13 protein-coding genes are annotated in these 12321 nt (G+C 75.7%); 8 read left to right on the top strand and 5 right to left on the bottom strand.

Annotated features, from left to right (window positions below):
- Window positions 1–20: 20 nt before the first annotated feature.
- Window positions 21–2024 (top strand): S9 family peptidase, encoded by a 2004-nt coding sequence (locus ACZ51I_RS09900; RefSeq protein ID WP_468873325.1) that lies wholly within the window; start codon window positions 21–23, stop codon window positions 2022–2024.
- On the top strand, window positions 2021–2965 hold the full coding sequence (locus ACZ51I_RS09895) for a S66 peptidase family protein (RefSeq protein ID WP_468873322.1): 945 nt from the start codon (window positions 2021–2023) through the stop codon (window positions 2963–2965). Before ACZ51I_RS09900 ends, ACZ51I_RS09895 begins: the two co-directional genes overlap by 4 nt.
- 44 nt (window positions 2966–3009) lie before the next feature.
- Here ACZ51I_RS09895 and ACZ51I_RS09890 read toward each other — a convergent pair whose 3' ends face one another.
- The gene (locus ACZ51I_RS09890; RefSeq protein ID WP_468873319.1) at window positions 3010–4098 is read right to left on the bottom strand and encodes an adenosine deaminase; all 1089 of its coding nucleotides are present in this window, start codon (window positions 4096–4098) and stop codon (window positions 3010–3012) included.
- A 126-nt stretch (window positions 4099–4224) separates the two neighbouring features.
- The gene (locus ACZ51I_RS09885) at window positions 4225–4980 is read right to left on the bottom strand and encodes a GntR family transcriptional regulator (protein ID WP_468873317.1); all 756 of its coding nucleotides are present in this window, start codon (window positions 4978–4980) and stop codon (window positions 4225–4227) included.
- A gap of 166 nt (window positions 4981–5146) precedes the next feature.
- Between ACZ51I_RS09885 and ACZ51I_RS09880 the strand changes: the two genes are divergently transcribed.
- From ACZ51I_RS09880 to ACZ51I_RS09870, 3 genes are read left to right on the top strand one after another with little or no spacing between them, the layout of a single operon-like run.
- Window positions 5147–5398: a DUF1049 domain-containing protein gene (locus ACZ51I_RS09880; protein ID WP_468873315.1), complete on the top strand. Its 252-nt coding sequence runs from the start codon at window positions 5147–5149 to the stop codon at window positions 5396–5398.
- Complete coding sequence (locus ACZ51I_RS09875; protein WP_468873313.1) at window positions 5395–5745, top strand: hypothetical protein; 351 nt, start codon at window positions 5395–5397, stop codon at window positions 5743–5745. The genes ACZ51I_RS09880 and ACZ51I_RS09875 overlap by 4 nt, the downstream gene beginning before the upstream one ends.
- Window positions 5746–5796: 51 nt before the next feature.
- Window positions 5797–6345: a GNAT family N-acetyltransferase gene (locus ACZ51I_RS09870; protein WP_468873311.1), complete on the top strand. Its 549-nt coding sequence runs from the start codon at window positions 5797–5799 to the stop codon at window positions 6343–6345.
- A gap of 94 nt (window positions 6346–6439) precedes the next feature.
- On the opposite strand, the gene ACZ51I_RS09865 is transcribed toward ACZ51I_RS09870, so the two are convergent.
- Window positions 6440–6772: a DUF6204 family protein gene (locus tag ACZ51I_RS09865; protein WP_468873309.1), complete on the bottom strand. Its 333-nt coding sequence runs from the start codon at window positions 6770–6772 to the stop codon at window positions 6440–6442.
- Window positions 6773–6943: 171 nt separating this feature from the next.
- On the opposite strand from ACZ51I_RS09865, the gene ACZ51I_RS09860 reads away from it, so the two are divergent.
- The gene (locus tag ACZ51I_RS09860) at window positions 6944–8905 is read left to right on the top strand and encodes a DUF5107 domain-containing protein (RefSeq protein ID WP_468873306.1); all 1962 of its coding nucleotides are present in this window, start codon (window positions 6944–6946) and stop codon (window positions 8903–8905) included.
- A gap of 86 nt (window positions 8906–8991) precedes the next feature.
- Window positions 8992–9228 carry a hypothetical protein gene (locus ACZ51I_RS09855; RefSeq protein WP_468873304.1) on the top strand — a complete coding sequence of 79 codons (237 nt, stop codon included), beginning with the start codon at window positions 8992–8994 and terminating at the stop codon, window positions 9226–9228.
- 25 nt (window positions 9229–9253) lie between these two features.
- Here ACZ51I_RS09855 and ACZ51I_RS09850 read toward each other — a convergent pair whose 3' ends face one another.
- Both ACZ51I_RS09850 and ACZ51I_RS09845 read right to left on the bottom strand, forming a co-directional pair.
- Window positions 9254–10090: a methyltransferase domain-containing protein gene (locus ACZ51I_RS09850; protein ID WP_468873302.1), complete on the bottom strand. Its 837-nt coding sequence runs from the start codon at window positions 10088–10090 to the stop codon at window positions 9254–9256.
- Between the two features lie 90 nt (window positions 10091–10180).
- The gene (locus tag ACZ51I_RS09845) at window positions 10181–10699 is read right to left on the bottom strand and encodes a GNAT family N-acetyltransferase (RefSeq protein WP_468873299.1); all 519 of its coding nucleotides are present in this window, start codon (window positions 10697–10699) and stop codon (window positions 10181–10183) included.
- A gap of 382 nt (window positions 10700–11081) precedes the next feature.
- Between ACZ51I_RS09845 and ACZ51I_RS09840 the strand changes: the two genes are divergently transcribed.
- Window positions 11082–12314 carry an aminotransferase class I/II-fold pyridoxal phosphate-dependent enzyme gene (locus ACZ51I_RS09840; protein WP_468873297.1) on the top strand — a complete coding sequence of 411 codons (1233 nt, stop codon included), beginning with the start codon at window positions 11082–11084 and terminating at the stop codon, window positions 12312–12314.
- Window positions 12315–12321: the final 7 nt, after the last annotated feature.

Below are 12321 nucleotides of genomic sequence, written 5' to 3'. Positions count from 1 at the left end.
TGACGACAGGGGGAGAGGGAATGGCCAAGTCCACGGCCGGATACGGCACCTGGCCGTCACCCGTCGGCGCCGCGCTCGCCGCCGCGCACGACGGGCGGCCCGAATACCTGGGAACGGTCGGCGACGAGCTCTGGTGGACCGCGCCCCGCCCCGCCGAGGACGGTCGGCGCGCCCTCGTCCGGCGGCGCGCCGACGGCACCGAGGAGACCCTGCTGCCCGCCCCGTGGAACGTCCGCAGCCGGGTGATCGAGTACGGCGGTCAGCCGTGGGCGGCGGTCGCGCGCCCGGCGGGCGGGCCGCTCGCCGTGTTCTGCCACTTCCCCGACCAGCGGCTCTACGCCTACGAGCCCGACGCCGCCCCGGGCAGGGAGCCGCGGCCGATCACCCCGCTCTCCGCCGTCGGTGCCGGACTGCGCTGGGTGGACCCGGTGATCCACCCGGACCGGGGCGAGGTGTGGTGCGTCCTGGAGGAGTTCACCGGCCCCGCCCCCACCGACGTGCGCCGCGTCCTCGCCGCCGTGCCCCTCGACGGCTCGGCCGCCGAGGACCGGGGAGCCGTCCGCGAACTCTCCGACGGACGCCACCGGTTCGTCACCGGCCCCCGCCTCTCCCCGGACGGCCGCCGGGCGGCCTGGATCGCCTGGGACCACCCCCGGATGCCCTGGGACGGCACCGAGGTCCGACTCGCCGAGATCACCCCCGAGGGCACCTTCCGCGGGGCCAGGACCGTCGCCGGGGGGACGACCGAGTCGATCCCGCAGGTCGACTGGGACGAGGCCGGCCGACTGCTCCTCCTCAGCGACCGCACCGGCTGGTGGAACCTCTATCGCGCGGAGGTCGACGCCGACGGCGGCCTCGCCGAACCCCAGGCGCTCTGCCCCCGCGCGGAGGAGTTCGGCGGCCCGCTCTGGAAGATCGGCCTCCGCTGGTTCACGCCCCTGGACAACGGACTGATCGCCGTGGTCCACGGCAGGGGGGCCACCACCCTCGGGATCCTCGACCCCGAGCGCCGGGCCCTCGTCGACGCCGGCGGGCCCCGCACGGAGTGGGCCTCCACCCTCGCCGCGCACGGCACCCGGGTCGTCGGCGTCGCCGCCGGACCGCACCGCTCCTACGAGCTCGTCGAGCTCGACACCCGCACCGGCCGCAGCCGGGTGGTCGGCGCCGCCCACACCGACGCCGTCGACCCCGCGTACCTCCCCGAGCCCCGCCTCCGTACCTTCACCGGCCCCGGCGGACGGGAGATCCACGCGCAGGTCCACCCGCCCCGCCACCCCGGCTTCACCGGGCCCGAGGGCGAGCTGCCGCCCTACGTGATCCGGGCGCACGGCGGGCCCACCGGCCACGCCCCGCTCGTCCTCGACCTGGAGATCGCCTATTTCACCTCGCGGGGCATCGGCGTCGCCGAGGTCAACTACGGCGGCTCCACCGGCTACGGCCGGGAGTACCGGGAGCGGCTGCGCGGACAGTGGGGCGTCGTCGACGTCGAGGACTGCGCGGCCGTCGCGGCGGCGCTCGCCGCCGAGGGCACCGCCGACCCGGCCCGGCTCGCCGTGCGCGGCGGCAGCGCGGGCGGCTGGACGACCGCCGCGTCCCTCGTCACCACCGACGTGTACGCCTGCGGCACGATCATCTACCCCGTCCTGGACCTGCGGGGCTGGGCCACCGACGAGACCCACGACTTCGAGTCCCAGTACCTCCACGGACTGATCGGACCGCTCGACGAGGTGCCCGCCCGCTACAAGGAGCGCTCGCCGGTCGAGCACGTCGAGCGGATCACGGTCCCTTTCCTGCTCCTCCAGGGCCTCGACGACGTCATCTGCCCGCCCGCCCAGGCCGAGCGCTTCCTCGCCCGCGCGGCCGGCCGGGGCGTCCCGCACGCCTACCTCGCCTTCGAGGGGGAGGGGCACGGCTTCCGCGGAGCCGACACCATGGTCCGCGCCCTGGAGGCGGAACTCGCCCTGTACGTACGGGCCTTCGGCCTCGACCGTACGGACGTCCCGGCTCTGGAGTACCGCACATGACCCGGGTGGTGCAGCCCCTGGCCCGGGCGGAGCGCCTCCGGTCGGGCGCGCGGGTCGCCGTCGTCGCCCCCAGCGGGCCCGTCCCCGAGGAGCGGCTCACGGCCGGCCTGGACATCCTGCGCGGCTGGGGCCTGGAACCGGTGGTGGCCCCGCACGTCCTGGACGCCCACCCCGCGCTCGGGTACCTCGCCGGCACGGACCGGGCCAGGGCCCTCGATCTGACCGAGGCCTGGTGCGACCCCTCGGTCTCCGCCGTGCTCTGCGCGCGCGGCGGGTTCGGGGCCCAGCGCATGGTGGACCTGGTGGACTGGGCGGCGATCCGCGCGGCAGGGCCCAAGGCGTTCGTCGGCTACAGCGACGTCACCGCCCTGCACGAGGCCTTCGCCGTCCGCGCGGGCTTCGCCACCCTGCACGGACCGATGGTCGCCGCCGGCACGTTCCTGTCGGACCCGCGCACCCAGGAGTCGCTGCGGGCCACCCTCTTCGCACCCGAGACCGTACTGAGGCTCGGCCCGGAGACGGCACGGGCCCTCGTGCCGGGCCGCGCCCGGGGCGTGACGCTCGGCGGCTGCGTCAGCCTCCTCGCCGCCGATCTCGGCACCCCGCACGGACGGCCCTCGGCGCGCGGCGGGCTGCTGCTCCTGGAGGACGTGGGGGAGGAGCCGTACCGCCTCGACCGCATCCTCACCCAGCTCGTCCGCGCCGGCTGGCTCGACGGGGTGACGGGCATCGGCCTGGGCTCCTGGGAGGAGTGCGGCCCGTACGAGGAGGTGCGGGCGCTGCTCGCCGACCGTCTGGGCGGGCTGGGGGTGCCGGTCCTGGAGGAGATGGGCTTCGGTCACAGCCCGACCGCGCTGACCCTCCCGCTCGGCGTGCCGGCCACCCTCGACGCGACCGAGGAGAGAGGCACGCTGACCCTGGAGGTGCCGGCCTTGCGCTGAGCGGAAGCCATGGCGGGCCGGGGGGAGGGTCGGTTGGAGCGCGCCTACAGCGCCGCGTACCCCGGGCGGACGATCTCGTCGACCAGCCGCTGCCGCTCCGGCAGTGGCAGGAAGGCGGCCTCCAGGGCGGCGACCGTGAACTCCTCGAAGACCTCCGGCCCGTAGCCGAAGGCGTCCACCATGTGCTGGAACTCCTCGCTCATGGTGGTGCCGGAGACCAGCCGGTTGTCGGTGTTGAGCGTGATCCGGAAGCCGAGGCGGCGCAGCTCGTCGATCGGGTGCGAGGCGTAGTCCTTCGCGGCGCCCGTCTGGAGGTTGGAGGTCGGGCAGACCTCCAGGGCGATGCGGTTGTCCCGGACGTACGAGGCGAGCCTGCCCAGCGTGCCGTCCTCGGCGATGTCGTCCGTGATCCGCACGCCGTGGCCGATCCGCTCGGTGCCGCAGACCTGCACGGCCTCGTGGATCGACTCGGCGCCGACGGCCTCGCCCGCGTGGATGGTGTAGTGGCAGTTCTCCCGCTTCAGGTGCTGGAAGGCGGCGAGGTGCCGGGCCGGCGGGTTGCCGATCTCGCCGCCGGCTATGTCGAAGCCGGCCACGCCGTTGTCCCGGTGCGCGACCGTGAGCTCGGCGATCTCCAGGGAGCGGTCGGTGTGGCGCATGCCGGTGAGCAGGGCACGGACGGTGATCCGGCCGCCGGCGCGGCGCTCGCCCTCGCGGAAGCCGTCGTTGACGGCCTCGACGACCTCGTCGAGGGTGAGTCCGCCCTCAAGGTGCTGCTCAGGGGCGTAGCGGATCTCGGCGTAGACGACGCCGTCCGCCGCCAGGTCCTCGGCGCACTCGGCCGCGATGCGCGTGAGCGCCTCGCGGGTCTGCATGACCGCGCAGGTGTGGGCGAAGGTCTCGAGGTACCGCTCCAGCGAACCGGAGTCGGCGGCGTCCCGGAACCAGACCGCGAGCTCGGCCGGATCCTCGGTCGGCAGCGCGGTGTAGCCGTACTCCCGCGCCAGCTCGACGATGGTCGCGGGGCGCAGCCCGCCGTCGAGGTGGTCGTGGAGGACGGCCTTGGGGGCCCGACGGATCCAGTCGGAGACGGGGGCGGCGACGGGCGCGGTGAGGTTGTCAGACAAGTGCATGGCGGGGAAGTGTACGCGACGGCGCAGCGGGCCGCTGTGACGGCCACGACAGGGCACGGCGGGGCACGGCGGGGGGCTCGTCGGGACGGTTCGGCCTGAGGCCTGTGGCCGGGTCTCCGTCCGGCCTCAGTGCGATTGCAGCACCGGCAGGGCCGGTGTGCCCGTCGGCAGCATGTGTTTGGCCGCCAGGACCGGGGTCTCGCCGACCCGCACCACCTGGGTGACCAGGACGGCGGGGGTGTCCGCGGGGCGGCCCAGTTGGTCCCCGCGGCGCCGCCCGAGCAGCGTCGCCGTGATGCCGCTGTGCGCGCTCAGGGCCGTCTCCCGCGAGGCCGCGACCAGGACCGCCAGCATGGAGACCGCGCCGCCGGTGGCCGTCTCCGCCGCCCGGAGGGCCCGCGCGAACTCCGGGTGCACCCGGTCGAGCAGCGCGTCCGGCGCCGCCCATTCGTGGCTCAGCGCCGCCCCCGCGCCCTCCCCGGTCAGGACGGACTCCCAGAAGCGCAGCTCCGCGCGGGCGGGCGCGAGGAGGTGCTGGGTGGTGAAGTCGGTCGGCTCCTCGACGGTCCGGACCAGCGCCCGCACCCGGAGCGGGGCCCCCGCGCCGATCAGCTCCTCCAGTGGCTGGACGTGCTCGAAGCCGCGCCGGGGCGGCCGGTCGTTCACCGTGCGGCCCACCCCGCGCCGCACCGTGAGGACGCCGTCCTCCTGGAGCAGCAGCAGCGCCTCGCGCAGGGCCGGCCGGCTGACGCCCAGCTCGGCGGCGAGCTTCGGCTCGGAGGGGAGTGTGGAGCCCGGCGGGTAGGTGCCGTCGTGGACGGCGTCCGCGATCCGTTCGTAGAGCGCCACGACCGGCCGCCGCCGCTGCCCGCTGACCGCCACGGCCCCTCCTCGTCTCGTCGCCGGCCTGCCTCTCGGCCGGTCTCCGCAACCACCGTAGTCGGCTCGCGTTGTCTGACAAGCCACCCGTACGGCTCTCCTCACCGCCCGGGGAGGCCTCGCGCGACCCATTCTGGTCCCACGGCACGACGGAGGAGAGAGGCGGGGCATGGGTCCCAAGCGCACGACACGGACATCGGGCGGAGGGACGTACCGGCCGGCCGGAGCCTTCACCCCGGGCCGGATGGCGCTGGCGGCTGGCCCCGTCCTCGCCCTGGTCCTCCTCTTCGGCAACACCCGCGAGACCGCCATGCGCCTGTCGGCCCCCGAGGTCGCCATGCGGCTCGGCGTGGCCCTGCTCGCGACCGCCCTCCTCGGCGCCGTCCGCGGCTTCCGCCTCGCCGCCCGGAGGACGAGGTGAGGCGCGCCGCCGTCGTCGTCGGCGGCGCGGTCCTCGCGCTCGCGGCCGTCGCCGCCTCCTCGACGGCGGAGGCCGCCGCAACCGGCGACGACGCGGGGACGCCGCCGACGCCGGACTTCCTCGGCGGAGGCCTGTGGCGGGTCTTCACCCACCTCGACCGCCGCACCCGGCTCGACGTCCACGACGCGAGCGGCCGTGACCGGCGGGTGCTCTGGCCGCCGCGCTGGCAGGTCTGCACCCAGTACCCGACGGCGGGAACGGCCGTCGACCGGCGGACCACCCTCGTGATCGGAGTCGTACGGAAGGGCGAGACCTGTCCACCGCGCGTCCGCGACGCCCGCCGCTGAGCGGCGACGTACCCCCGTCGGCCCGCCTCCGCCACGACATAGCCTGATCCCATGTCCGACGACCCTGACACGTACCGCGCCGTCGGGCCCCGCGTGGGCCTGCGCCCCTTCTCCCCGGCCGACGCCGAGGAGTTCACCGCCCGCGCCCGCGAGAGCCGCGAGCTCCACCGCCCGTGGCTCTTCCCGCCGTGCACGACCGAGGCGTACGCCGCCTACGCGGGCGCGCTGATCGAGGACCCGGCGCGCGAGGGCTTCCTCGTGTGCGAGCGCGCCGAAGGCGGCGGGATCGCCGGCTTCGTCAACATCAACAACATCGTCCGCGGGAGCTTCCGCAGCGGCGCCCTCGGCTACGGCGCCTTCGCGCACGCCGCCGGGCGCGGACTCCTCACCGAGGCCCTCGGGCTGGTCCTGGAGTACGCCTTCGGCCCCCTGGAGCTGCACCGCCTGGAGGCGAACATCCAGCCCGGCAACACCGCCTCCCGCGCCCTCGTCCGCCGCGCGGGCTTCCGCCTGGAGGGCTTCTCGCCCGCGATGCTGCACATCGACGGCGCCTGGCGGGACCACGAACGCTGGGCGGTCACCGCGCCCGACGGCCCCTGACGCGCCCGACGGCCTCTGAAGCGCCTGACAGCTCCTGAGGCGGAAACCTCCGACGCCACGACCTCTGACGCCACGACCTCGACGCCGCCTTCTCCTAGCGCTTGTAGTTGATCTTCATGGTGTCGAGGTCCGTCACCGTCGAGCGCAGCGCCGTGTACCCGTGGCCCAGCTCCCCGAGCGCCGTCTCCACCCGGTCCTCCGCGATCGCGGCCGCCATCTCCTCGCCGTCCTCGGCGTCCGAGACGACGACCAGGCGGTACGAGAAGTGCTTCAGCGTCCGGTCGTAGGCCAGCGAGCCCTCCTCCGTGAACTGCATCGCCGTCAGCCCGTGCGCGTCCGCCTCGGCGAGCAGCCGGGACCGGCTCGCCTCCGACAGACCGTCGAACGTGCCGCGCACGATGACCCGATAGGTGTGCTGCGTGCCCATTCCCCGTACTCCCTTGTGCCCGCGTCCTTGCCGGTCGCCACGGCGGCGGACCGACCCTCCACACTACGGCGGCGGACACCGGGGCCGCCGGGAATATCCGGGCGCCCCGCCCCGGCAGCCCGGCGTGGAGAACCCCTGGTCAGGACCGGCTCCGGCGTGTTCCATGGATCGATGACGACCGTACGACGTGCCGTACTGACGCTGCCCGCGGCCCCGTTGGGCCCGGACAACCCTCTCCCCGCCCTGCGGGCCCCCGCCGGCGCCGGGGCCCACGCGGTCGACGCGCGGACCCTCGCGGAGCTCCCGCGCGACATGGCCCGGGGCATCGGACGGGCGCCCCTGCGCAGCCTGCTCCCCGCCCCCGTGCGCGACGGCTACGGCCGCGAACGCGCCCCCGTGGACCTCGACACGATCGTGGTCGAGAACGACCGGCTGCGGGCGACCGTGCTCCCCGGCCTCGGCGGCCGCGTCCACTCCCTCCTCCACAAGCCCACCGGACGCGAACTCCTCTACCGCAACCCCGTTCTCCAGCCCGCCGCCTTCGCCCTCAACGGCGCCTGGTTCTCCGGCGGCATCGAGTGGAACATCGGGGCCACCGGCCACACCACGCTCTCCTGCTCGCCCCTCCACGCGGCGACCGTCCGCGCCCCCGACGGCGGCCCCATGCTCCGCCTGTGGGAGTGGGAGCGCCTGCGCGACCTGCCCTTCCAGGTCGACCTGTGGCTCCCGGACGGCTCCGACTTCCTGTACGTGGGCGTCCGCGTCCGCAACCCCCACGAGCGGACCTCCCCCGTCTACTGGTGGTCCAACACCGCCGTCCCGGAGGAGCGCAGGGTCCTCGCGCCCGCCGACTCGGCCTGGCACCACGGCTACGACCGCGGCCTGGACCGCGTCCCCGTACCGGTCACCGAGGACGGCACCGACCGCTCGTACCCGCTGAACAGCGCCCACGCCGCCGATTACTTCTACGACCTGCCCGAGGGCCGGCGCCGCTGGATCGCCGCGCTCGACACGGACGGCTCCGGACTCGTCCAGACCTCCACCGACCAGCTGCGGGGCCGCAAGCTCTTCCTGTGGGGTACCGAGCGCGGGGGCAGACGCTGGCAGGAGTGGCTGACCGAGGCCGGCACCCCCGGCTACGCCGAGATACAGGCCGGACTCGCCCGCACCCAGCTGGAGCACCTGGAGCTCGCGGGCGGCGCGGAGTTCAGCTGGCTGGAGGCGTACGGACCGCTCACCGCCGACCCCGCCGCCGCGCTCGGTGACGACTGGGCCGCCGCCCGTGCGGACGTCGAGGAGAGCCTCGCGGCGGCGCTGCCCCGCGCCGCCGTCGACGCGGCCTACACCGCCTGGCGGGAGGGCGCGGCCGACGCCGAACCGGAGGCCGTCCTCGCGGCCGGTTCCGGCTGGGGTGCCCTCGAAGTCCTGCGCGGGGGGTACGCGTTGCCGGGCACGCCCTTCCCCGAGTCGACGCTCGGCCCCCACCAGGAACCCTGGCGGGAACTCCTGCGCACCGGCGTACTGCCGCCCCCGCCGAAGGGCGCGGGGCCCGGCGCGCCGCTGGTCGCCGCCCCCTGGCGGGACATGCTGGAGACCGCTCCGGCCGATCCGTCCACCGAGTACCACCTGGGCATCGCCCAGTGGCACGCCGGAGACCGCGCCCAGGCGGTACGGAGCTGGGAGCGCGGACTGCACCGGGCCGAGGTGCGCTGGCCCCTGCTGTACTGCCTGGCCGTCGCCGACCGGGAGGACGGGCACCCGGAGCGGGCCGCCGAACGGTTCGCGGACGCCTGCGCCGACTACGCGGAGACGGACGGCGCCGAGGACGTCGCGGTGGTCGCCGCCCTCGGGCGCGAGGCGATCGTCGCCCTGCTCGCCGCCGGGCGGCCCGGCGCGGCGGGGGAGTTGTGGGCGAGCCTCCCGGAGGAGGTCCGGGGACGGGGCGCGTTCCGGCTCCTGGAGGCGCGGATCCTGCTCGCGGAGGGCAGGACGGGCGAAGCCCGCGCCGTCTTCGACGCGGGCTTCGAGGTCGCCGATCTGCGCGAGGGAGCCGAGATCCTGGGCGAGCTGTGGGCGGAGCTCACCGACGAACCCCTGCCGGACGCCTACGAGTTCAGGACGCGCCCGAGCTGACGGGCGCGTGTCCGGCGGCGGTACCGTGGGGCCTGGGGCCTGGGGCCTGGGGCGTGGGGCGTGTGGCGAGGGGCGGGGGTGCGGAGGTGGCGTCTTGGGCGACGGCCGAGTGCCGGTGCGGCCACCCGCGCTTCCGCCATGCCGAACCCCGGTTCTCCGGTGCCTGCGGCGCCTGCCTGTGCGGCGGGTTCGAGCTGCCGCCGCCGGCGGCCGGCTCCCCGGATCCCGAGCCCGCCCCGCCGGAGCCGGCTCGCACCCCGCATCCGAGCTGCCCCTTCCAGGACCCGGACTGCCTCGGATTCCACGACCTCTTCCGCGACTGAGGCGGTCCCGTTCCGTCGTGCGGCGTCAGGACACCCGGCACAGGATCTCACCGTGCGGGACCATGAACCAGGCGTCCTCCTGCCTGCCCCACTCCCGCCAGGCCTCCGCGATCGACGCCAGTTCGGCGGTGGTCGCGTGCCCGCCGTCGACGGCCAGGTCGGCGTAGCCGGAGGAGGTCGTACGGTCCGCCCACAGGCCGCTCCACCAGTCCCGCTCCTCGGGGGTGGCGAAACACCAGGTGCCGGCCGTTGTCGTGATGTCGGTGAAACCGGCCTGCCGGGCCCAGGACAACAGCCGCCGCCCCGCGTCCGGTTCACCGCCGTTTGCGCGCGCGACCCGGTGGTAGAGGTCCAGCCAGCCGTCCAGCGCGGGCCGCTCGGGGAACCAGGCGAAGGCTCCGTAGTCGCTGTCGCGGGCCGCGACGACACCGCCGGGCCGGCACACCCGGCGCATCTCGCGCAGCGCCTGGACGGGGTCGCCGACGTGCTGCAGCACCTGATGGGCGTGGACGACGTCGAAGGAGTCGTCGGGGAAGTCCAGGGCGTGGACGTCGGCGACCGTGAACTCGACGTTTTCCAGGCCGCGTTCGGCGGCCGTCGCGCGGGCCTTCGTCAGTACGTCCTCGGCCGCGTCGACCCCGGTCACCCGGCCCGGCGCGACCAGCGCGGCCAGGTCCGCGGTGATCGTGCCGGGCCCGCAGCCCACGTCCAGGACGTCCAGGCCCGGACGCAGCTCGGGCAGCAGATAGGCGGCGGAGTTGGCGGCGGTCCGCCAGCTGTGCGAGCGCAGGACGGACTCGTGGTGGCCATGCGTGTAGACGGCGGTCTCATGGGCCGCGGGCTGTGCGGAGGCGTGCGTCATCGAAGCGACTCCCTCGGTGTGGGTGCGTGCCTCCACCGTACGCACGGCTGCCGAATGATGAGACTCGCGTCTTGCGATGTGGACATCAGCTCAGGTGAACAGGGCTCGGCGGTACCGGAGTTCCTCCAGGAGTCGGCCGCCCGTCTCCTCGCGTACTGCCGTCCCGTCCGGCCGCCAGCCCGCGGCCTCGTAGAACCGCCGCCCCCGCGCGTTCCCCGCGAACACCCACAGAGCCGCCGCCCGGAACCCGGCCGCGACGAGCGCCTCGGAGGTCGCCGCCATGAGCGCCCGCCCCACCCCCGCACCCCAGACCTCCGGCAGGGCGTACAGCGCCGCCAGCTCGGCCGTGCTGCCGGGCGCGAACTCGCCGTCCGGCCAGGGCCGGAAGCAGGAGAACGCGACGATCCGCCCACCCTCCTCGGTCGCCACGAGCACCGTCGGCCGGTCCGGGGCCGTGAGACGGTCGCGCCAGACGGCGGCGCGCTCCCCGGTGTCCAGGGCGTCGAGGTGCGGGCCGGGGAGCAGGTCACGGTAGGCGGCCCGCCAGGACAGGACGTGCACGGCGGCAAGAGCGGCGGCGTCCTCGGGAAGGGCTTCACGTATCGGCATGCGGCATTCTGGCCCGGGGGACACGTCGACCGCCCCCGGATTCCGCCGTACGACAGCCCTGCGAACGGGCCGTCCGTCACGTCCCCGCGCCCCGAGCCCCTCACCAGCGGACAGCTCCGCGACCTGTCCTCCGTCACCCGGACGGCCCTCATCGAGCGCGCCGGAGACGGCCGCCGTCACGACGCCCCCCAGCAGGGCGAGCCGGTCTTCGACACCCCCCGGCCCCTCGATGCCGTCGGAGCCGCCCGCCGGCGCCGAGGGCCGCCTCGGGGTCGTGCGGCGCCCGTCACCGTCGCCTGGAGGGGCGAGAACGCCTGAACCTTCGTATAAAGGGCACGGGGGTGCCTTCCCGGCGCCCCCGCGTGCTCAGGAGGTAGGGGACATGCGGCAGACGGCTCCGGAAGGCCGCGGCCCGGTGCGCTACGGACCTCCCGCACCCGACACCGGCTTCCCCGTCCTGCCCGGACTCGCCGGTTTGCTCGCGGCCGCCGCCGGGCGGACCGCCCCCGAGCCGCCCGGTGGCGGGCCCGTCCTGCGGGAGGCCGCCGCCGGCTACTGGTGGCGCCGCGGTCTGCGCACCCACCCCGAGGACGTCGTGGCCGCCCCGGGCGCCCCCGCCCTCCTCCTCGCGCTGATCGCCGCCCACGGCGGCGACCTCCTGCTGCCCCGCCCCTGCCCCGCCTGGTGGACCCCGCAGGCCCGGCTGCTGGGCCGCCCGGCCTACCACGTGCCCACGTCCGCCGAGGCGGGCGGCGTCCCCGATCCGTACGCCCTCCTGGAGACCGTCCGGCGGATCCGCGCCGAGGGCGGCGACCCCCGCGTCCTGCTGCTCTCCGTCGCCGACGACCCCACCGCCACCGTCGCCCCGCCCGAACTCGTCCGCGAGGCCTGCGAGGCCGCCGTCGCCGAGGGCCTCCATGTCATCAGCGACGAGACGTGGCGCGACACCCTCCACCACCCGCACGACCTCGTGCTGCTCAGCCCCGCCGAGATGTGCCCCGACGACGTCACCGTCCTCGTCGACCTCGGCGGCGCCCTCACCCCCGCCGCCTGGCCCTGCGCCGTCGCCCGCTTCCCGCCCACCGACCCGTCCCGCGCCGACCGCTGGACCGACCGCAGGGCCCGCGTCCTCGACGTCCTCACCGCCCTCGGCGCGCTCGTCCCCGGGCCCGTGGCCCCCGCCGTGGCCCACGCCCTCGACGAACCCGAGGACGTCACCGTCCGGGCCCGGCGCGCCGCCACCGTCCACGGCCGCCTCGCCGGAGCCGCGCACCGCACCGTCCTCGCCGCAGGCGCCCTCGCCCGGCCCCCGCAGGCAGGCCGCCACCTCTACGCCGACCTCGGGCCGCTGCGGGCCGGGCTCGCCACCCGGGGCGTCACCGACTCCCTGGAGCTGGAGAGCCACCTCACCGCGCGGCTCGGCGCCCCGGCGACCGGCGGCCACCGCTTCGGCGACGAACTCGGCGCACTGCGCGTCCGGTTCGGCACCGGCATGTTCCTGGGCGCCACCGAGGAGGAATGCGCCGAGATCCTCGGGGCATCCGACCCCGTGGCACTGCCGCACGTGGCCCGCGCGCTGGAGGACTTCGGAGGAGCCCTGGAGGAACTCCGGTGACGGTGGC

The sequence above is a fragment of the Streptomyces sp. NPDC034084 genome, assembly GCF_055575535.1.
The sequence above is the reverse complement of the archived record's forward strand: the minus strand, read 5'-3'. Positions and strand labels throughout refer to the sequence as shown.

Bases quoted from the DNA above. Each gene is read 5' to 3' on its own strand.
- ACZ51I_RS09900 (WP_468873325.1), top strand. From the start codon at position 21: ATGGCCAAGTCCACGGCCGGATACGGCACCTGGCCGTCACCCGTCGGC.
- ACZ51I_RS09895 (WP_468873322.1), top strand. From the start codon at position 2,021: ATGACCCGGGTGGTGCAGCCCCTGGCCCGGGCGGAGCGCCTCCGGTCG.
- ACZ51I_RS09890 (WP_468873319.1), bottom strand. From the start codon at position 4,098: ATGCACTTGTCTGACAACCTCACCGCGCCCGTCGCCGCCCCCGTCTCC.
- ACZ51I_RS09880 (WP_468873315.1), top strand. From the start codon at position 5,147: ATGGGTCCCAAGCGCACGACACGGACATCGGGCGGAGGGACGTACCGG.
- ACZ51I_RS09870 (WP_468873311.1), top strand. From the start codon at position 5,797: ATGTCCGACGACCCTGACACGTACCGCGCCGTCGGGCCCCGCGTGGGC.
- ACZ51I_RS09865 (WP_468873309.1), bottom strand. From the start codon at position 6,772: ATGGGCACGCAGCACACCTATCGGGTCATCGTGCGCGGCACGTTCGAC.
- ACZ51I_RS09860 (WP_468873306.1), top strand. From the start codon at position 6,944: ATGACGACCGTACGACGTGCCGTACTGACGCTGCCCGCGGCCCCGTTG.
- ACZ51I_RS09850 (WP_468873302.1), bottom strand. From the start codon at position 10,090: ATGACGCACGCCTCCGCACAGCCCGCGGCCCATGAGACCGCCGTCTAC.
- ACZ51I_RS09845 (WP_468873299.1), bottom strand. From the start codon at position 10,699: ATGCCGATACGTGAAGCCCTTCCCGAGGACGCCGCCGCTCTTGCCGCC.
- ACZ51I_RS09840 (WP_468873297.1), top strand. From the start codon at position 11,082: ATGCGGCAGACGGCTCCGGAAGGCCGCGGCCCGGTGCGCTACGGACCT.